At 61.5% G+C, this 19,785-nt stretch carries 18 protein-coding genes; 12 read left to right on the top strand and 6 right to left on the bottom strand.

Features of this window, described 5'->3' with window-relative positions:
• The first annotated feature begins 91 nt into the window (after positions 1–91).
• From ACFWXH_RS11400 to ACFWXH_RS11385, 4 genes are all read left to right on the top strand, one after another.
• Entirely contained in the window at positions 92–1,363 is a 1,272-nt protein-coding gene (locus tag ACFWXH_RS11400) for a beta-ketoacyl-ACP synthase (protein ID WP_379120214.1), read from the top strand.
• 84 nt (positions 1,364–1,447) lie between these two features.
• Positions 1,448–2,476 (top strand): zinc-binding dehydrogenase, encoded by a 1,029-nt coding sequence (locus ACFWXH_RS11395; RefSeq protein WP_379120212.1) that lies wholly within the window; start codon positions 1,448–1,450, stop codon positions 2,474–2,476.
• Entirely contained in the window at positions 2,476–3,432 is a 957-nt protein-coding gene (locus ACFWXH_RS11390; protein WP_379120210.1) for a lipid A biosynthesis lauroyl acyltransferase, read from the top strand. Before ACFWXH_RS11395 ends, ACFWXH_RS11390 begins: the two co-directional genes overlap by 1 nt.
• Positions 3,433–3,571: 139 nt before the next feature.
• Entirely contained in the window at positions 3,572–3,739 is a 168-nt protein-coding gene (locus ACFWXH_RS11385) for a hypothetical protein (protein ID WP_379120208.1), read from the top strand.
• Between the two features lie 55 nt (positions 3,740–3,794).
• On the opposite strand, the gene ACFWXH_RS11380 is transcribed toward ACFWXH_RS11385, so the two are convergent.
• Genes ACFWXH_RS11380 through ACFWXH_RS11370 form a run of 3 tightly spaced genes read right to left on the bottom strand, consistent with a single transcriptional unit; the run spans position 3,795 to position 8,347 of the window.
• Positions 3,795–4,730, bottom strand: coding sequence for a dimethyl sulfoxide reductase anchor subunit family protein (locus ACFWXH_RS11380; protein ID WP_379120206.1), 936 nt, complete (start codon positions 4,728–4,730; stop codon positions 3,795–3,797).
• 3 nt (positions 4,731–4,733) lie between these two features.
• Positions 4,734–5,501: a 4Fe-4S dicluster domain-containing protein gene (locus tag ACFWXH_RS11375; RefSeq protein ID WP_379120204.1), complete on the bottom strand. Its 768-nt coding sequence runs from the start codon at positions 5,499–5,501 to the stop codon at positions 4,734–4,736.
• The gene (locus ACFWXH_RS11370; RefSeq protein WP_379120202.1) at positions 5,498–8,347 is read right to left on the bottom strand and encodes a molybdopterin oxidoreductase family protein; all 2,850 of its coding nucleotides are present in this window, start codon (positions 8,345–8,347) and stop codon (positions 5,498–5,500) included. Before ACFWXH_RS11370 ends, ACFWXH_RS11375 begins: the two co-directional genes overlap by 4 nt.
• Positions 8,348–8,753: 406 nt before the next feature.
• On the opposite strand from ACFWXH_RS11370, the gene ACFWXH_RS11365 reads away from it, so the two are divergent.
• From ACFWXH_RS11365 to ACFWXH_RS11355, 3 genes are all read left to right on the top strand, one after another.
• The gene (locus tag ACFWXH_RS11365; RefSeq protein ID WP_379120200.1) at positions 8,754–10,274 is read left to right on the top strand and encodes a flavin monoamine oxidase family protein; all 1,521 of its coding nucleotides are present in this window, start codon (positions 8,754–8,756) and stop codon (positions 10,272–10,274) included.
• A gap of 50 nt (positions 10,275–10,324) precedes the next feature.
• Positions 10,325–10,738 carry a c-type cytochrome gene (locus ACFWXH_RS11360; RefSeq protein WP_379120198.1) on the top strand — a complete coding sequence of 138 codons (414 nt, stop codon included), beginning with the start codon at positions 10,325–10,327 and terminating at the stop codon, positions 10,736–10,738.
• A 69-nt stretch (positions 10,739–10,807) separates the two neighbouring features.
• Positions 10,808–11,305 (top strand): RidA family protein, encoded by a 498-nt coding sequence (locus ACFWXH_RS11355; protein ID WP_054307996.1) that lies wholly within the window; start codon positions 10,808–10,810, stop codon positions 11,303–11,305.
• A gap of 106 nt (positions 11,306–11,411) precedes the next feature.
• On the opposite strand, the gene ACFWXH_RS11350 is transcribed toward ACFWXH_RS11355, so the two are convergent.
• Both ACFWXH_RS11350 and ACFWXH_RS11345 read right to left on the bottom strand, forming a co-directional pair.
• Positions 11,412–12,011, bottom strand: a complete 600-nt coding sequence (locus ACFWXH_RS11350) for a demethoxyubiquinone hydroxylase family protein (protein WP_379120916.1) — start codon at positions 12,009–12,011, stop codon at positions 11,412–11,414.
• Positions 12,012–12,169: 158 nt separating this feature from the next.
• Positions 12,170–12,601, bottom strand: coding sequence for a L,D-transpeptidase (locus tag ACFWXH_RS11345; RefSeq protein ID WP_379120196.1), 432 nt, complete (start codon positions 12,599–12,601; stop codon positions 12,170–12,172).
• 216 nt (positions 12,602–12,817) lie between these two features.
• Here ACFWXH_RS11345 and ACFWXH_RS11340 point away from each other — a divergent pair, with 216 nt between their 5' ends.
• Positions 12,818–14,095 (top strand): acetylornithine deacetylase/succinyl-diaminopimelate desuccinylase family protein, encoded by a 1,278-nt coding sequence (locus ACFWXH_RS11340; protein ID WP_379120194.1) that lies wholly within the window; start codon positions 12,818–12,820, stop codon positions 14,093–14,095.
• Here ACFWXH_RS11340 and ACFWXH_RS11335 read toward each other — a convergent pair.
• Positions 14,092–14,601, bottom strand: a complete 510-nt coding sequence (locus tag ACFWXH_RS11335) for an OsmC family protein (RefSeq protein ID WP_379120913.1) — start codon at positions 14,599–14,601, stop codon at positions 14,092–14,094. The two genes, ACFWXH_RS11340 and ACFWXH_RS11335, sit on opposite strands and share 4 nt — an antisense overlap.
• A gap of 180 nt (positions 14,602–14,781) precedes the next feature.
• Between ACFWXH_RS11335 and ACFWXH_RS11330 the strand changes: the two genes are divergently transcribed.
• From ACFWXH_RS11330 to ACFWXH_RS11315, 4 genes are read left to right on the top strand one after another with little or no spacing between them, the layout of a single operon-like run.
• Complete coding sequence (locus ACFWXH_RS11330; RefSeq protein ID WP_379120192.1) at positions 14,782–16,263, top strand: ABC transporter substrate-binding protein; 1,482 nt, start codon at positions 14,782–14,784, stop codon at positions 16,261–16,263.
• A gap of 29 nt (positions 16,264–16,292) precedes the next feature.
• Positions 16,293–17,240 carry an ABC transporter permease gene (locus tag ACFWXH_RS11325; protein WP_379120190.1) on the top strand — a complete coding sequence of 316 codons (948 nt, stop codon included), beginning with the start codon at positions 16,293–16,295 and terminating at the stop codon, positions 17,238–17,240.
• Positions 17,237–18,106 (top strand): ABC transporter permease, encoded by an 870-nt coding sequence (locus ACFWXH_RS11320; protein WP_379120188.1) that lies wholly within the window; start codon positions 17,237–17,239, stop codon positions 18,104–18,106. Before ACFWXH_RS11325 ends, ACFWXH_RS11320 begins: the two co-directional genes overlap by 4 nt.
• On the top strand, positions 18,103–19,785 hold the full coding sequence (locus ACFWXH_RS11315) for an ABC transporter ATP-binding protein (protein WP_379120186.1): 1,683 nt from the start codon (positions 18,103–18,105) through the stop codon (positions 19,783–19,785). Before ACFWXH_RS11320 ends, ACFWXH_RS11315 begins: the two co-directional genes overlap by 4 nt.

The following is a 19,785-nucleotide window of genomic DNA, read 5'->3' as shown; positions in this document are numbered from 1 at the left end:
CGGAAACGCTCTATCTTTTTGTTTTACGCAATCCCGGACGCAAAATCGCAACGCACTTTTGCTGGATTGCTCTAGGGTCAAGGATTGAGGCATGGCAAAGCTGAAGGATCATCTGGGCAGGCCAGTGGTTGCAGTGACCGGTATCGGCGTTGTCACATCGCTGGGCGTCGGCAAGGCTGACAACTGGGCGGCACTGACAGCCGGCAAGTCGGGCATTCATCCGATCACCCGCTTCCCCATCGACCAGTTGAACACCCGCATCTCCGGCATGGTCGATTTCCTGCCGTCAAGCAGCAAGGGCGCCAGTGCCCTCACCTATGAACTGGCCGAGACTGCCGCACGCGAAGCTGTCACGGAGGCCGGAATTGACCTCGATAATTTTGGCGGTCCGCTCTTCCTCGCCTCCCCGCCCGTCGAGCTCGACTGGCATGATCGGCTGGCCCTCTATAAGGGCGGCGACCAGCCAGACGCTTCCGAACGCATCCTGGACGTGGCCCGCGGATTGAATTCACCTGAGATGTTCGATTCCGCGCAGTTCGGCACCATCGCCGATCGCCTTTCGGATGCTTTCGGCACCATTGGGCTGCCGATCACGCTTTCCACCGCTTGCGCATCGGGCGCCACCGCCATCCAGCTCGGCGTCGAAGCGATCCGTCGCGGCGAATGCGAACGTGCGCTGTCGGTCGGCGCCGACGGCTCGGCCACAGCCGAAGCGCTGATCCGCTTCTCGTTGCTTTCGGCGCTGTCAACCTCCAACGACGCGCCGGAAAAGGCTTCGAAGCCTTTCTCCAAGGACCGCGACGGCTTCGTCCTGGCCGAAGGTTCGGCCGCCCTTGTGCTGGAATCGCTGGAAAGTGCGCTGGCGCGCGGTGCCACCGTGCTCGGCATCCTGCGCGGCTGCGGCGAAAAGGCCGACGACTTTCACCGTACCCGGTCCAAGCCGGACGGTTCACCGGCGATCGCTGCGGTCAAGGCAGCCCTTGCCGATGCCGGTCTTTCCGAAGACGAGATCGACTACATCAATGCGCATGGCACCTCGACGCCGGAAAACGACAAGATGGAGCACCTGTCGCTCTCGACGGTCTTCGGTGAACGCATCAGCCAGATCCCGATTTCGTCCAACAAGTCGATGATCGGCCACACCCTGTCTGCCGCTGGTGCAATCGAGGCCGCCTTCTCGCTGATGACCATGCGCGAAGGCGTCATCCCGCCGACCATCAACTACGACAATCCCGATCCGGCGATCGCGCTGGATGTCGTGCCGAACAAGAAGCGCGAGGCCAAGGTCGGCACGGTTCTGTCCAATTCCTTCGGCTTCGGCGGCCAGAACACCTGCCTTGTCATGGCACGGGAACCCGTTTAAGGCGCAGCCTGCGCAATTAATTGCACAAAACGGGTCCAGGTTACCCTCCTGGCGTGTGAATTCTGCTGAAGGGAGCGCTGCCTGATGCGCGCACTGCAACTTATTGAGGACCGTCGGCTCGAAATCGTCGACATCGCCCCTCCTCCGCCACCTGCTGTCGGCGAGGTGACCTTGCGCATCAAGGCTGTGGCGTTGAACCACATCGATGTCTGGGGCTGGCGCGGCATGGCCTTCGCCAAGCGCAAGCTGCCACTCACCGTCGGCGCGGAAGCCTCGGGCGAGGTCGAGGCCATTGGCCCCGGCGTGTCCAATCTGGTTCCTGGCCAGCTCGTCTCGATCTACGGCGCCCGTACCTGCGGACTGTGCCGCGCCTGCCGCGAGAAGCGCGACAATCTCTGCGAACATGTCGGCGGCGTGCACGGCTTCCACCTCGACGGCTTCGCACAGGAGAAAATCAACCTGCCTGCCCGCCTGCTGGTTCCAGCTCCTCCCGGCGTTGATGCCATTGGCGCGGCTGTCGCACCGGTCACTTTCGGCACGGTCGAGCACATGTTGTTCGACAACGCCAGGCTCGAGCCCGGCGAAACGATCCTGATCCATGCCGGTGGCTCCGGCATCGGCTCGGCAGCGATCCAGCTTGCCAAGAAGATCGGCTGCACCGTCATCACCACCGTCGGCTCCAACGACAAGATCGAGAAGGCCAAGGCGCTCGGCGCCGATCATGTCATCAACTACCGCGAAGACCGCTTCGAGGGCGTGGTTCGCAAGATCACCAGGAAAAAGGGCGTTGACGTCGTCTTCGAACATGTCGGCAAGGACACCTGGGCCGGCTCGATGTTTTCCCTGAAGCGTGGTGGCCGCCTCGTCACCTGCGGTTCGACTTCCGGCGTCACGACCGAGGTGAATCTGATGATGCTGTTCCAGCAGCAGCTGAAGCTGCTGGGTTCGTTCGGCTGCCGCATGGAAAACATGGCGGATGCCATGCAGAAGATGGCAGCCGGCCTCGTCGCACCTGTCATCGATACTGAGGTCGATTTCAACGGCATCGATGCAGCGCTGAAGCGCATGGAAGGCCGCGACGTCTTCGGCAAGATCATCCTGCGCGTGGGCTGATGTCTGCAAACCGCGAACCAATGCTGCGCCCCCTCGTCTACAAGGCGTTGCGCGGCCTGAAGGTTGCGGAATACTGGCTCACCGCGCGTGTGGCGATGACGATACTAGCCGTCCTGCGGATATTGCCGCCGGATCGCGCCCTCAACTTCATCGACCGTGCTACTCGCAGGATCGGCCCGATGGTCGGACGCCATCGCGTCGCCATCGCCAATCTCAAGCAGGCCTATCCCGACAAGAGCGACGCCGAGATCGAAAAGATCGCGTCCGACATGTGGGGGAATATGGGGCGGTTGGCAGGCGAGTACGTCTTCCTCGATCGGCTTTTCGACTACGATCCCGATGCCGAGACACCCGGTCGCGTCGAGGTCATCGGCAAGGAACTCTTCCTGAAAATCCGCGATGAGAAGAAGCCGCACATCTTCTTCACCGCCCATATGGGCAATTTCGAGCTGCTGCCGGTGGCGGCTGCCACCTTTGACCTGTCGGTATCGGCGCTTTTCCGTGCCCCGAACAACCCCTATCTGGCCGAATACATCTTCAGGACGCGCGCGGCGACGATGGGGGAATTGCTTGCCTCCAAGAACGGCGTCTCCTTCGCCATGGCACAGGTGCTGGAACGCGGCGGCAATGTCGGCGCTCTCGTCGACCAGAAATTCACCAATGGCGTGCTGTCCACCTTCTTCGGCCAGCAATGCCAGACCAGTCCCCTCGTGCCGAAACTGGCACGCCAGTTCGACTGCGACGTCTATCCTGTCTTTTCCGTGCGCCTGCCGGGCAACCGCTTTCGGCTGACGCTGTGCGACAAGCTTGAGCTGCCGCGCAATGACGCCGGCCAGCTGGATGTGGCCGCAATGGTCCAGTTGATGAACGACACGGTCGAAGGCTGGGTGCGGCAGGATCCTGGTCAGTGGATGTGGTTCCACAAGCGCTGGCAGATCCGGGGGCGCACTCGGTAGAGCGCCGCGCGTCCACATGCGATTCTCGCGCGAATGTGACCCATATCGCGGACAGGCATCGCTTAAACTCGCAACTTCTGTCACACTCGATCGTTAACTTTTTTAATCGACAGTGCGGTCATAGCAGGGCGGCAGGGCGATGAAGGACGAACAGACAAGGAAGAAGGACACGGCGCTGTGGACGCCGTGGGGCAGCCAGCAACCGGCAAAGCCAGGCGAGAAATTCGCGGCTTTGCGACGACTGGCGAAGCGACTGCGCAGTGTCCGAAAGAAAAAGATGGCAAAACCTGCCGTCGCCGGCAACTAGGCTGCCAAGGGCCACCGCAACCAACCGCTACAGCCATGGTGAATGCGCGCCCGGCCTAGCCGCCGTAATAATTCATCACGGCGTGACGCGCTTCCGCGAAAAACAGCCAACGCTCAGTCAACATCCCAACGACGTGGCTGAGCACTGCAGCCACCAGGGCCAGGATCGCCACGGCTCCAGTTTCGGCTCCCGCCAACAACGCGGCCATCACCAGGAAAACCAATGCTCCCGGCAGCAATCCGCCCAATAGCAGGGCGAGCTTGCGTAACTTGGCGGCATGTTTGCGCGCGACACGGAAGCCCATCTCATTGGTCAGGTAGTTCTCGGTGACATGCGGCCGCTCGAACAACCGAACACGGCCGATGGTGCCAAGGCCGGTTGCGCTTTCCGGTGTCGACAATGGCTGAAGGCTGTCGAGATTGCGCAACCAGGTGATCTTCACTGCCCAGGCTGCGATCAACAGAACCAGCACGAAGAACAACAACAGGCTCGCGGATCCACCGCCTGCAACGCCAAAGGCACTGCCCAGCAATGCCCCCCCAGCCAGCGCGAACAACAGATAGCAGGATGTCGTCAGTCGCGTGTGCCAGGCCTGCACTGACTTCAGCGAAGCGTAGATCATCGAAGTGCAAAAGACCGTCGCAAGTGACAGCACACACCCGACAAGGCCAATCGGCGCCCAGTAGCGTCCTTCGATGACGCAGAGCCACGCCGACACGGTCAGCGGCACAAAAGCCAGAACCGACAGCACGCCCTCGCGCGACAGCCAGCTCGAGCGCCATTGCGAGAATGCGCGCCAGGCGCGCTGCGGATTGCCGAGATGCAGCGTCGACGACAGCAGCCCGCCGGAGATCAAGCCCAATGCCGCAATGTGAGCAACCTTGGTGGCAATTGCTGCCGGGTCGAGCAGTCCGAGTCCCAGAATCGCAGCCAGACCGTAGCCGAGGCCTGACAGCACGGTGAAGGCGATGATGGAGGCAGCCGGATGCATGGATCAGATTCGGTCCAACATGCCGTCGAGCCAGGCAAAGAAACCGGTGACGCCGCTCGTGTCCTCGCCCCTTGCCATCTGGCTGGCGCATGCCGCCAGCGACGTCCTTGGCCGGGGTGGCAGATATTTGTTCACCGGGCGCGTTCCCTGCTCCGGCATCAGGTCGATGCCGCCACGCTCGGCAACCATGATGGAGACGACCGACGACGGGTCACCCAGGTCCCCGAAGTGGCGGGCATTGGCCGGGCAGGTACGCACGCAGGCCGGCTGCCGGTCCACCTCCTCGATGGTCTCGTTGTAGATGCGGTCGATGCAGAGCGTGCACTTCTTCATCACGCCGGCAGCCAGATCCATCTCGCGCGCGCCATAGGGACACGACCAGGCGCAAAGACCGCAGCCTATGCATTTCTCCTCGTCGACCAGCACGATACCGTCCTCGGCGCGCTTGTAGGAAGCGCCGGTCGGGCACACGGTCACGCAAGGCGCGTCTTCGCAATGCAGGCAGGATTTCGGAAAGTGGACGATACGTGCCTCGCCCGCCTCACCGACGATCTCACCGCCTTCCGGCACCACCTCGAAGGAATGCACGCGGTTGAGCCACGCGCCTGAAACATCGGCCCCATAGGGCTTCTGGTCCGACAAAGCCGCACCATAACCGCCGGTGTTCCATTCCTTGCAGTTCACCACACAGGCGTGACAGCCGACGCAGACGTCGAGGTCGATGACGAGGCCGAGTTTCTTCGCTGTGGGCAATGCCGGGAGCGAGGTCATTGCGCCCACTCCTGCCCATAGCGCAGTTCCGTTGGGCTCGGCTGCTCACCGTCCGGCTCGGCGATGCTCGGGAAATGCGGTTCGCTCACCGCGCCCTTGTCGGCTTTCTCGATGCGAACCCTGAGGTCATACCAGGCGGCTTGGCCGGTGATCGGATCGGAATTCGACCACCGAGGCCCATCCTCCTTTGCCGGTAGAAGTTCGTGGATCAAATGATTCATCAGGAAGGATTTTTGCGCTTCCGGAACGTTGCGGTCCAAGCCCCACGCCCCTTCCCGCTTGCCGATTGCGTTCCAGGTCCACACGGTCGAGGAATTCACAGCCTCCATCCGTGCCACCGGCACCTTGATGCGGCTGTGGTGCGAGATCAGCCACACCCAGTCGCCATCAGCGAGGCCGAGTCGCTCGCAGATCGGCCCCGGCACGTAGAGCGCGTTGGCGGTATGGATCTGCCTCAGCCAAGCGTTCATCGAGCCCCAGGAGTGGTACATCGCCGCTGGGCGCTGGGTGATGGCGTGATAAGGGAACTCATGACCGTCGACCATCGCCTCGCCGAATGGCCTATACCAATCGGGCAGCGGATCAAAAGCAGCGAGGATGCGTTGCCGATGGGTTTCAGGCGCCAGTGGCTCGCGCACGCCCTGCGCAGACAGCCGGAATTTCTGCAGCGATTCCTGGTAGAGCTGAAACGTCACCGGCTGCGGCGTATCGAAAAAGCCCATGCGAACGGCAAAGTCCTGATAGGCTTGATTGGCGTGCTTGAAGAACTGCGCTTCCAGCGGAACATGCGCCGAGAAGAACGAGCCGTTTTCGATATAGCGTTGCAATTGCTCGGGATTGCTCGCACCGCGCCCGGCACGGTCGCCCTTCAGGCCCCGGAAACCCGCCAGAGGACCAATGCCCGGTCGGCGTTCATGACGCACGATGTAGTCGGCATAGTCCTTGTAAAGCGGTTTGCCGTGATTGTCGGCAAAGCCCGGTAACCGCAACCGCGCGCCGAGGTCGATCAGCACGCTCTGGAAACCGCGCACGTCGCGATCCGGCTCGATCACAGGCCAGCGGATGGCGTCCTGTACAGCGTCCGGTTCCGAAATCGGCCGGTCGAGCAGCGAGATGCAGTCGTGGCGTTCGAGATAGGTCGTGTCGGGCAAGACGAGATCGGCATAGGCGACCATCTCCGAAGCGTAGGCGTCGGAATAGATGATTTTGGGAATTTTGTACTCGCCGGTCGTCTCGTCCTTGTCCTCGAGCATGCGGATGACGCCCGCCGTATTCATCGAGGAATTCCAGGCCATGTTGGCCATGTAGAGGAATAATACGTCGATGGGGTACGGATCGCCCGCGTGGGCGTTGGCGATCACCATGTGCATCAGCCCGTGCACGGATAACGGCGCATCCCAGGAGAACGCCTTGTCGATGCGAGTCGGCCGGCCTTGTGGATCGACCAGCAGGTCTTCCGGCCCGCGCGGGAAGCCGAGATGTGGTCCCGACAGCGGCTTGTTGGAACCGAAATGCTCGGCCCTGCCGTGCGGCGTCGGATGCGCGGATACCGGCTTGGGATAAGGCGGCTCGAAACGAAAGCCGCCAGGACAGTCGACGGCGCCGATCAGCACCTGCAGCATGTGCAGCGCCCGCGCCGTCTGGAAGCCGTTGGAATGGGCAGACAGGCCGCGCATGGCATGGAAAGACACCGGCCGTCCGACAAAGCTCTGGTGGCGTTGCCCGTGTACGTCGGTCCACGGCTGTTCGATGGTTATCGCCTCATCGAAGGCTACCCGCGCGATTTCCGCTGCAAGCCCGCGGATCGTATCCGCTGCAACGCCCGTCTCTGCGGATACGGCTTCCGGCGCGTATTTCGGGTCAAGGTATTTTTCTGCGAGCAGCTGAAAGGACGGCACCGCGGAGCGCCCGTCGGCGAGTTGCACGCGGCCGGAGAGTGCAGGCCTCGCCCCCTTGGCACCGGCAGCAACGACCTGCTCCGTCACAGTCTCGAAGACAAGCGGCCTGCCCTCCCCGTCGCGCGCGAACAAGCCGTGCTCAGCCGTGCCGGCAGCATCGATGACCAGCCATGTGGCATTGGAGTAGCGCACCAGATAGTCGACATCGACGCGACGTGCTTTGAGCAGTTCGTGAACGATGGCGAGGATCAGCAGCCCGTCCGTGCCCGGCCGAATGCCGATCCAGTTGTCGGCAACCGCTGAATAGCCGGTGCGCACCGGATTGACTGAAACGAAGCGGGCGCCGTTCTGCTTCAGCTTGGCGATGCCCATCTTGATCGGATTGGAATCGTGATCCTCGGCCACGCCGAACAGCACGAACAGCTTGGTGCGGTCCCAGTCTGGCGCACCGAACTCCCAGAAGGCGCCGCCGATCGTCATGATGCCCGCGGCCGCCATGTTGACCGAGCAGAAGCCGCCATGCGCGGCGTAATTCGGTGTGCCGAACTGCTGGGCCCAGAAACCGGTCAGGGATTGCGACTGGTCCCGTCCGGTGAAGAAGGCAAGCTTCTTCGGATCGTCCTGGCGCACGTCGTCCAGCCAGCCGGTTGCGATCTCCAGCGCCTCATCCCAGCTGATCTCCTGGAACTTGCCCGAGCCGCGCGGCCCTACCCGCTTCAATGGCGCACGCAGCCTGGCCGGCGCGTAGTGCTGCATGATGCCGGCGGACCCCTTGGCACAAAGCACACCCTTATTGACCGGATGGTCGCGGTTGCCTTCGATGTAACGGACCTTGCCGTCCTTGATGTGCACGTTGATGCCGCAACGGCAGGCGCACATGTAGCAGGTCGTCTTGCGAACCTCGTCGGCCACGGGTTCGGACAGTGCCACCCTCTCGGTGCGATTCATCAATCGAGTTCCTCCGCTCCGGAACGTACCGGGCCAAAACCGGAAAGGAAATGCGCGAACGAGGTTCCCGACAGCAATTTCGTTCCAACATGGATCACACCGGAGCATGATCTCCCATCAACTTGATAAATTGCGAAAACACGCGACGGCACGCTGAACCGATCATATGGCCGTTTGCGCCAGCTCTCTTGCATTCATTGAACCATCCCTCTCGGCCGCGTTGACTTGCCGCAACATCGTCCTAGCTTCGATCGCGCAGCTGGATGGAACGGGGGTGCTTCCGGCTGGGGCGGACGCCGCTAATGGCGGCCAGAAAGGAATAAAAGTGCAACAGAATCACTCAATTAACGGATTGAGCCGGCGCAAGCTGCTTACGCTCATTGGCATGACAGCGGGGTCCGCTGCCATGTACCAGGCAATGACCACGATGGGCCTTGCGGCCGAGTCCGGCTACAAAGGGCGTATCAAGCTGGAAGGCGATCCGAAAGGCGCCACCGTGCTGATCCTCGGGGCTGGTCTCGCCGGCATGACGGCCGCGCTGGAACTGCGCCAGGCCGGCTACAAGGTGAAGATTCTGGAGTACAACAACCGTGCCGGCGGCCGTAATTGGACTGTGCGCGGCGGCGACACGTTCAGCGAGCTCGGCGGCGGCAAGCAGACCTGCGAATTCGAAGAAGGTCTCTACGTCAATCTTGGCCCGTGGCGCATCCCGTACCACCACAACGGCCTGCTCGATTATTGCAAGCGTCTGGGTGTTCAGCTGGAGCCGTTCCAGCAGATCAACCACAATGCTTTCCTGCATTCCTCGACCGCCTTCGGTGGCAAGCCACAGCGCGTTCGTGACATCAAGACCGACTTCCAGGGTCATACCTCCGAGCTGCTGGCCAAGGTCGCCCAGAAGGGCAAACTCGAAGGCGACGTCACGAAGGAAGACCAGGAGATGTTGCTGGAGGCGCTCAAATCCTGGGGGGCGCTCGACAAGGACTATGCCTATGCCAAGGGCCTGACGTCTGCCGAATATCGCGGTTACGAGAAGGACCCCGGTGGCGGCCTGGGGGCCGCACCCGTTCCCGGCGATCCGATCGGACTTTCCGACATCCTGAAGTCCAAGCTCTGGGGCGGCCTAGCCAACTTCGCGCTTTATGAATTCCAGACGACGATGTTCCAGCCTGTCGGCGGCATGGGCAAGGTCGGCGAGGCCTTCGCCAAGAAGGTCGGCGACCTGATCACCTTCAATGCAAAGGTGACCAAGATCGACCAGAACGAGAAAGGTGTCACCGTCACCTATGAGGACACGACCAAGCCTGGCGCTACACAGGAAGCCAGCGCCGACTGGTGCATCTGTACCATCCCGCTGACGATCCTGAGCCAGATCGACGTCAAGGTCAGCGGCGCCATGCAGGCGGCGATCGCGGCTGTGCCCTATGCCTCTTCCGTCAAGGTCGGTTTGCAGTTCAAGCGGCGTTTCTGGGAAGAGGACGATCTGATTTTCGGCGGCGTCTCCTACACCGATCTGCCGATCACGCAGATCTCCTATCCCAGCACCGGTTTCAACACGACCGGTAAGGCCGTACTGCTCGGCTGCTATACCTGGAACGGTCCGAACTCCTATGAGTTCACGGCGCTGTCGCCGCAGGACCGGGTCAAGCGCGCGGTCGAATATGGCAGCCAGATCCATCCGCAATACAAGGATGAGTTCGAGAACGGCGTCTCCTGGGCCTGGCACCGCTCGCCCTACACGCTGGGCTGCGCCGGTGACTGGACCGAGGAAGCCCGCAAGGAGCACTACGACAACCTCTGCCAGCTCGACGGACGCATCATGCTGGCCGGCGAACATGCCTCCTACATTCCTGCCTGGCAGGAAGGAGCGATCCTGTCGGCCCTCAACGCCATCGAGCGCTTGCATAAACGCGTTCTGCAGGGGTGACGGCCGCACGGCCCATCCCTCTTCCCCCCAATTTTGCAAGGCACGTCATCATGACTACCAAGACAAACAGGTCATTCGGCCTCGCCGCAGCAGCGGCAATCCTCACTGCCCTCTCCACCCCTGCCGCCTTCGCCGACTCGGCTGGCGCCACGTTCTCGACCGGCGACAAGTTTTCGCAGAAAACGGGAGATGCGCTCTACGCCAACCTCTGCCAGGCCTGCCACATGGAAAAAGGTGAAGGCGCAGTCGGCGCCGGCAAATATCCAGCACTCGCCAAGAATGCCAATCTGGAATCGGCTGGCTATCCGATCTATGTCATCCTGCACGGTCAAAAGGGCATGCCGCCCGTCGGCCAGATGCTCGACGACGAACAGGTCGCTGCTGTCGTCAACTACGTCCGCACGCATTTCGGCAACGACTACAAGGATGCCGCAACCGCGCAGGACGTAAAGGACGCCCGCTAACCAACGACAGGGGGCGGGCCTCAGGGCCCGCTTCGTCCGACATTTTCAGCAAGAAGGAGAACACCGGCTATGAAAGCACGGACCGGCGCCGCTTTGGTCGCGGCATTGATGACCATGACCGGCAGCGCAATGGCGCAAGACGTCGTGCGCCACAAGATCCCGAATTCGGACTTCCCGATCTCCCAGGCGGTCGAGGTTCCAGCGGGCAAGACCACCGTCTATGTCAGTGGCGCGGTACCTACCGTCGCGGACGAAAAGGCCGAAAAGGGCTCGCTCGCAGCTTATGGCGACACCAAGACCCAGACCGAATCGGTACTGAAGTCGATCGAGAAAACGCTTGCCGGCCTCGACCTCAAGATGGGCGATGTCGTCAAGATGCAGGTCTTCCTGGTCGGCGATCCGGCCAAGGGTGGCAAAATGGACTTCGGCGGCTTCATGGAGGGTTACACGCAGTTCTTCGGTACCAAAGAACAGCCGAACCTGCCGACACGCTCGGTCTTCCAGGTCGCCGGTCTCGCGGCGCCCGGCTTCCTCGTCGAGATCGAGGTCACCGCAGTCAGGCCGTAAGTTTTGTTTCGATCGGATTTCATGGATGGGCTGCCTCATGGCAGCCCATTTTCATCGACGTTGAGGCCGGTGAAACACCGGGACAAAAGAGCGTGGACGCCTTCGCCTAGTCACTCTCTCTGGCCCTAGCCATCTCCACGCGCATCCAGGTTGAATCACCCCACGTCGAAAGCCAGATCATGAGGTCGGTAAGGCCGCCTATGATGGGTAGCAGCACTGCGTGGCTCGGCCCCTGTCTTTTCTGGTTGTGCTCTGCCTCACGCAGGTGCGCCAATTCCTGTTCCTGTATCGAAGCAATAAGGGCATGAAGGTCTGGATCGCGCGAGGCAAGAAAGGTCAGTTGATCTTCCAGATGTCGATGAACCGTACGTTCCACGGCTTCGGTGCAAATCCAGACCATGTTGCGACCGCCAAGCGCAGTCAGAAAGCCGAGTACGCAACCGCCGAGGCTCCAAAGCGACATGACGCGGCAGGGTTTGGCGTATCTTGGAGGCATCGCCTCGCGAAACAGGCGGCAATGATCGATTTCGTCGTCGCGCATTTCTTTAAGCGACGGCACGATATCAGCGAACAGCCGCTGAGCCACCGCAATCTGAGCGCCATAAATCCGAATTGCGCCAAACTCACCTGCGTGATTGACCTTGAGTATGCGACGGATAGTGATCGCCGGATCACGGTTGCCGGACTTGCGCGAGGGGTTGAGCATCATCAATGCTACTCACGGTTCGTCTTCAGCAAACACTGCCGCCACGAGCGTGACTCCATCGAGCGTTTTTTTCAAACTCAAGGACTTCCGCCACGTCGCAATCCGACATGATAGGCTTGCCATAGCGCGGCTTTGAAGCCGCGCTATGAGGCTACAGCCTAATATGTGACGACGATGCGCGTGTCCTTTATGCCCACTTCCCGGACCAGCGAATAGAAGGTCGCCGCGTTGGCAGTGGCAAGGCGCACGCAGCCATGCGAGGCGGGGCGCCCAAGCTGCCGCACCGCATTGGTGCCATGCACGGCATAACCACCATGGTAAAAGACGGACCAGGGCATCGGCGAATTGTCGTATTTCTTAGAATACCACATCTTGTGCAGACGCTTCGGCTTCCAGCTCCCGCTCGGGGTCACGTAACCCTTTCGGGCCGTTGACACATTCCAGCGATACAGCACTTCGCCGTAGCGGCTGACCGTCATCGTCTGCGTCGAAATGTTGACCCTCGCGATCAGGCCGTCAGCGCGGCTCTCCGCCACGTTCGTCAACAACAACGCCCCCAGAATCGCTCCCATGAGAACAGACTTCTTCATGAGTCTAATCCCTCTCCTTGCATTGCTTCCCCAGACTTTCGACACCTCACACTATCTTTCAAAGGTTAAAAGAACAGTGATCAGCTTTACACAAAAGACCTTGCGACGAGCCTGTTGACGCAGATTTGAACGGACTGCCGGCGCAACTGGCGCCGGGCGGTTGGATCAACATGCGGGCTCTTGCAAGGCATGGCCTTTCCCTGCTCAACTTCCCGCATGATCGACCGACTCCTGCAAGGCATCGAGGCCCGCACCGACGAGCTTGTCGCGCTGACCGCCGACCTGATCCGCTTTCCGACCGTGAACCCGCCCGGCGAGGCGTATCGCCCCTGTGCGGAATTCATCGCCGAACGTCTGAAGAAGCGCGGTTTTGGCGTTGAACTGATCCGCGGCGAAGGCACGCCGGGCGACAACGACCGCTATCCGCGTATCAATGTGGTCGCGCGTTTCGACGGTCGTTCGCCCGGCCCCACCGTGCATTTCAACTCGCATATCGACGTGGTCGAAGCCGGCGAAGGCTGGACGGTCGACCCCTTTGCCGGCTTGGTGAAAGACGGCCGTGTCTACGGCCGCGGCGCCTGCGACATGAAGGGGGGGCTTGCCGCATCCATCGTCGCTGTCGAAGCCTTCATGGATGCCTATCCCGACTTTCCCGGCGCCATCGAGATATCGGGCACGGTGGACGAGGAATCCGGCGGTTTCGGCGGCGTCGCCTACCTGGCTGGCAAAGGCTACTTCTCAAAACCCAAGGTTGACCACGTCATCATCCCCGAACCCCTCAACAAAGACCGCATCTGCCTTGGCCATCGCGGTGTCTGGTGGGCCGAGATCGAGACGCTGGGCGAGATCGCACATGGCTCGATGCCCTTCCTCGGCGACAATGCCGTGCGCCACATGGGCGCCGTGCTGGCGGCGTTCGAGGCAGACCTCTTCCCTGCACTCGACAGAAAACAGACCTCGATGCCGGTGGTACCGGCAGGGGCGCGCCGCTCGACCATGAACATCAATTCGATCCATGGCGGCCAGACAGAGGACTTCAAGCCTGGCCTACCCTCGCCCAACGTGCCGGACTCATGCCGGCTCACCATCGATCGCCGCTTCCTGCTCGAAGAAAAGCTGGACGATGTGAAGCGCGAGGTGATCGACATTCTCGATCGGTTGAAGCGTGAGCGGATGAAATTCGACTACCGCATCCGCGATGTCATGGAAGTGCAACCGACGATGACCGAGCGCGACGCGCCAGTGGTCAAGGCGGTGGCCGAAGGCATCATGCAGGTGTTCGAGCGCGAACCGGACTATGTGATTTCACCTGGCACCTACGACCAGAAACACGTTGCCCGTATCGGCCATATCTTCGATTGCATCGCCTATGGCCCAGGCATACTCGACCTTGCCCACCGGCCGGACGAATGGGTCGGCATCGAGGACATGGTGCAATCGGCCAAGGTCATGGCGATCGGGCTGAACGTGCTGTTGCGTGGTGGGCGAAACTAGAGCCGCTGCGCCGTCACAGATAGCTCCGGCCGCTGATTGATCGTCTGGAACACCACGCAGTAGCGTTCGGTGAGCTTCACAAGCGAATTGATCCGCTCTTGCGGTTCGTTTGTCTGGAGCTGGATACCCAGCCTTATTGCCCTGAACCCGACCGGCGTATCCTTGGCGACGCCCAGCGTGCCGCGAAAATCCAGATCTCCCTCGGCGGTTACCGTGGCGCCGTCCAGTTGGAATTCGAGCGCAGTTGCGACGGCCTTGAGTGTTACGCCGGCGCAGGCAACCAGCGCCTCGAGCAGCATGTCGCCGGAGCACAATTCCAACCCGCTGCCGCCGGTTGCCGGGTGAAGGCCCGCCGTTGCCAGGGCGCGGCCGGTTTCCACCCTGCAAGCGATCGACTGGTCGTCAATCGAGCCTTTGGCGCGCAAGGTGACGAGCGCTTTTTCAGGTGTCTCGCGATAGGTTTCCTTGAGAGGAGCCTGGAGAGTCTTGAGTGTTGCGGCATCCATCGTCACATCCTCCCGCCCGTTGCGCGTCACCACTGCCGTGGCGCACCAGATATCGCCAGTATATTGGCACAAGATTTCCCCATCGACATCATCGAGGAAAACAAACGTGATTTACTCCGTTGGAATTTCACGCTTCTATCCCGCCCGAGCTAAACAAGCGGAATAACGAGGGGAATTGCGATGAGGCTCTGGAAGACGGTTTTGGCTGCTACCGCCGTGGCACTTGGCTGCAGCACGGCAGCGTTCGCCGCGCGCACCGATCTGGTGCTCGGCATGGTGCTGGAGCCGCCGCATCTCGACCCGACAGCCGGTGCCGCTGCCGCCATCCGCGAAGTCACCTATGCCAACATCTTCGAAGGCCTCACCCGTATCGGCCCCAACGGCGAAGTACTGCCGGATCTCGCCGAAAGTTGGACGATTTCCGAGGACGGCAAGGTCTATACGTTCAAGCTGCACACGGGTGTGAAGTTCCACGACGGCAGCGATTTCGACGCGTCTGACGTCAAGTTCTCGCTCGATCGTGCCCGTGCTGAAAACGCCCAGAACGCCCAGAAACAGCTCTTCGCGGCCATCGACACCGTCGACGTCGTCGATCCGACGACCGTGAAGGTCACTTTGAAGCAGCCGCAAGGCTCTTTCCTCTACAATATGGGCTGGGGCGACGCGGTGATCGTGGCGCCTGAAAGCGCTGAAACCAACAAGGAAAAACCGATCGGTACCGGTCCCTTCAAGTTCCAGAATTGGGCGAAGGGTTCTTCCGTAACGCTTGTGAAGTCTGACAATTATTGGGGCGAGCCGGTCTATCTCGACAAGGCCGAATTCCGATTCATTCCCGATGCCTCCGCCGCTGTTCCGGCCATGCTGTCCGGCGACGTGCAGGCCTTCCCCAACATGCCGACAAGCGACAGCCTCTCCCAGTTCCAGTCGGATCCGCGCTTCAAGGTCGTGGTCGGTTCCACCGAAGGCGAGACCATCCTTGCCATGAACAATGGCAAACCGCCATTCGATCAACTCAAGGTCCGCCAGGCGGTCTCCTATGCGCTCGACCGCAAGGCAATCATCGATGGCGCTTCGGAGGGCCTCGGCCAGCCGATCGGCTCGCACATGTCCCCGTCCAGCAAGGACTACGTCGACCTGACCGGCACCTATCCGCACGATCCCGCCAAGGCGAAGGAGCTTCTCAAGGAAGCGGGCCTGGAGGGCGGAACCAAGGTAACGCTGAAGCTGCCGCCACCGCCCTATGCCCGCCTCGGCGGCGAAATCATCGCCTCGCAACTTCGAGACGTCGGGATCGAGGCCGAGATCGTCCCGGTGGAATGGGCACAGTGGCTGGATCAGGTCTTCACCAAGAAGGACTACGACCTCACAATCGTCTCCCATGTCGAGCCTAACGATATCGGCATTTATGCGCGCAAGGACTACTACTTCAATTACCAGAACCCGGAGTTCAACAAGGTGATCGAGGAACTCGATCTCACCGCCGACGAAGGCAAGCGCAAGGAGCTGCTCGGCAAGGCGCAGAAGATCCTCGCAGACGATGCCGTGGTGGGTTTCCTGTTCGAACTGCCGAAGGTCGGCGTCTGGGACGCCAAGATCGAAGGCCTGTGGCAGAACCAGCCGGTGCCGGCCAATGACCTCACCAAGGTGAAGTGGAACGATTGACCGGGGTGGCGTGACGACGTCGGCATCCGATGACCGCCTATCTCCTCAAGCGCGTCGCCATCGCCTTTGCTACATTGGTGCTGGCTTCGATCGTTGTCTTCGCCGTGCTGGAGATCCTGCCCGGCGATCCGGCACGCCTGATGCTCGGCATGAATGCCAGTGCCGAGCAGGTCGAGCAGGTACGCACGCAGATGGGGCTGAATGACCCGCTGCTGCTGCGCTACTTTCACTGGATCGGCAACCTGGCCGTGCTCGATTTCGGCCGCTCCTATACCTATTCGGTACCGGTGATCGACCTGGTCCGCGAGCGTGTCGCCGTCTCGCTGCCGCTGGCGCTGATTGCGCTCGCTTTGTCGACCCTAATTGCCATTCCCGTTGGCCTTTATGCGGCCTCGCGCCAGGGGCGCCTCGGCGACACCGTCTCGATGGGCGCTTCGCAAGTCGGCGTTGCAGTGCCCAATTTCTGGTTCGCGCTGCTTCTGATCTATCTCTTCGCGGTATGGCTGAAGTGGGTGCCGGCTGGCGGCTTTCCCGGCTGGAGCGCAGGCATCTGGCCAGCGCTGAAAGCACTGATCTTGCCGGCTATTGCTCTGGCGCTTCCGCAGGCGGCGATCCTAGCCCGCGTCACCCGCCAGGCCCTGATCGAAGTGCTGTCGGAAGACTATATCCGCACCGCCCGCGCCAAGGGCATGCCTTATCGTACCGTGCTTTGGCGACATGCGTTGCGCAACGCCATGATCCCGGTGCTGACGATTCTCGGCCTGCAATTCGCTTTCCTGCTTGCCGGCACCATCATCATCGAAAACGTCTTTTACCTGCCGGGCCTCGGCCGGCTGATCTTTCAGGCCATCACCCAACGCGACCTGATCGTGGTGGAAAGCGTCGTCATGCTGCTGGTCGCAACCGTGATCCTCGTCAATCTCCTGGTCGACTTCTCCTACGCCGTGGTCGACCCGCGCCTGCGGGGGCGCTCGTGACGCTGCAGACTGAAATCCCACGTGAGAAGCTGCCTTCGCTGGCCACCAGGGCCTTGCATCACAAATCCTTCATCGCTGGCTTCCTCGTCACCTTGCTGGTGGCGGGAATGGCCGCCCTCTCCTTTCTGTGGACGCCTTATGATGTTACCAGACTGGTGATCTCCGACAAATTACTTGCCCCATCCGCCGCGCACTGGTTCGGCACCGATCATTTCGGCCGAGACGTGCTGTCGATGATCATGGTCGGCGCGCGCAATTCCATTGCCGTTGCCCTGGTCGCCGTCGGCATCGGCATGGGCATCGGCGTGCCGCTGGGCTGCTGGGCAGCAGCGCGTGGCGGTCTTGTCGATGAAGTGCTGATGCGACTGAACGACCTCGTCTTCGCCTTTCCGGCACTGTTGTCGGCCATCATGATCACCGCGATCTTCGGCCCTGGCGCCATCAACGCCATCATCGCGATCGGCATTTTCAACATTCCGGTCTTTGCCCGCGTCGCCCGCGCCGGCGCACTTGCCATCTGGCCGCGCGAATACATTCTTGCCGCCCGCGCCGCCGGCAAGGGCAAAGCTCTGATCACGCTGGAACATATCCTGCCCAATATCGCGACCTTGCTTCTGGTGCAGGGCACCATCCAGTTCGCGCTGGGCATTCTGGCCGAAGCCAGCCTGTCCTATGTCGGCCTGGGCGCCCAGCCACCAATGCCGAGCTGGGGTCGCATGCTGTTCGAGGCGCAGACGCGCATGGCACAGGCGCCCTGGATGGCGATCTTCCCAGGCATGGCTATCGTCATCACGGTCCTGGCGCTCAACCTGCTGGGTGACGGCGTCGCCGATATCCTCGATCCGAAATCACGGCGGCGCCGATGAGCCTTCTCGAGATCGAAAACCTGTCGCTTGCCATCGGCAACCGGTCGATCCTGAAGGATGTGGATCTCTCAATCGCACCCGGTGAGGTCGTCGGCCTGGTCGGCGAATCCGGATCCGGCAAATCGATGACGGCAATGACCGTGATGCAGCTTCTGCCTTTCACTGCCAAGGCAGACGGCGGCGTGCGTTTTGACGGCATCGACATCCTTGCAGCCACCGAAGACCAGATGTGCGCCCTACGCGGCGATGACATCGGCATGGTCTTCCAGGAGCCGATGACCGCACTCAACCCGGTCAAGACCATCGGCGAGCAGGTGGCCGAAGGCATTCGCTGGCATACCAGGGCCGGCCGCGCCGAGGCGGAAGAGCGCGCCCGGAAAATCCTCGACCGGGTCGGGCTGCCGGAAGCCAAATTCCCGCTGACGCGCTACCCGCATGAACTCTCCGGCGGCCAGCGCCAACGCGTCGTCATCGCGATCGCCTGCGCGCTGAAACCGAAGCTGCTCATCGCGGATGAGCCGACTACAGCGCTCGACGTCGTCCTGCAGGCGCAGATCCTCGATCTGCTGCGCGATCTCGTGCGCGAGAACAACATGGGCCTGCTGCTCATTTCGCACGATCTTGCCGTCGTCACCGAAATGTCGGACCGCATCACCATCATGCGCCATGGCGAGGTGATGGAAGCCGGCGAGACCGCGCAAACCCTGTCCGGGCAGGTACATCCCTACACCCGGCAATTGGCCCTGGCCTCGATGCACGTGCCGAAACGCCGGCCGTTCTCCCCCCTTGAGAGGGAGATGTCGCCAAAGGCGACAGAGGGAGTTGCCTCAGAAAGGAACGTCGACACACCAAATAAAACACCCCTCGTCTCGGTCGAAAATGTCTCGCGCCTTTATCCGGGTCGCCGCACGTCCTTCTTCGGTCGCGGCACTCCTATCCATGCCGTCGATGACGTTTCGCTTGATATAGCGCCCGCTCAATCGGTTGCGCTGGTAGGCCGCTCGGGCTGTGGGAAATCCACGCTGGCGCGCATGATCCTAGCGCTCGACAAGCCGAGCGCCGGCGCAATCCGTTTCCGCGGTGAGATGATCTCGCATCGCGACGAAGCGGAGTTGAAACCGGCCCGGCGCGACATGCAGGTGGTGTTCCAGGACCCTTACGGCTCCTTCGATCCACGCCAGAAGGTGGAGAAGCTGGTCGCCGAGCCTCTGCATCTGCTGGAAAAGAAACCAACACCGGCTGAACGCCGTGAAATGGTGGCGCATGCGTTGAACGAGGTGGGGCTTGGGCGCGCAGATCTCGACAAATATCCGCATGAATTCTCGGGCGGCCAGCGGCAGCGCCTGTCGATTGCCCGCGCCATCATCACGCGACCGAGGCTGATCGTCGCCGACGAGCCGGTATCTGCCCTCGATGTCTCGATCAGAGCCCAGATCCTCGACCTCTTTGCTGATCTGAACAGCCGGCTCGGCGTCGCCTATCTTTTCATCACGCATGACCTAACCGTCGCCCGTGCCATCACCGATGAAGTGTTGGTGATGCACGAGGGGCGGATCGTCGAACGCGGCCCAACCAAGGAAATCCTTGACCACCCGCAATCGGAAGCCGCGCAGGCGCTCGTTGCCGCCGCACCGGATCTCCACCGCGCGATTGCGAGGAAGATGCAGGAACAGGGATAA

Source organism: Mesorhizobium sp. NPDC059054 (assembly GCF_042739215.1).
GTDB lineage: Bacteria > Pseudomonadota > Alphaproteobacteria > Rhizobiales > Rhizobiaceae > Mesorhizobium.
Note: the sequence above shows the minus strand (reverse complement) of the source record. Positions and strands in the feature narration are given on the sequence as shown.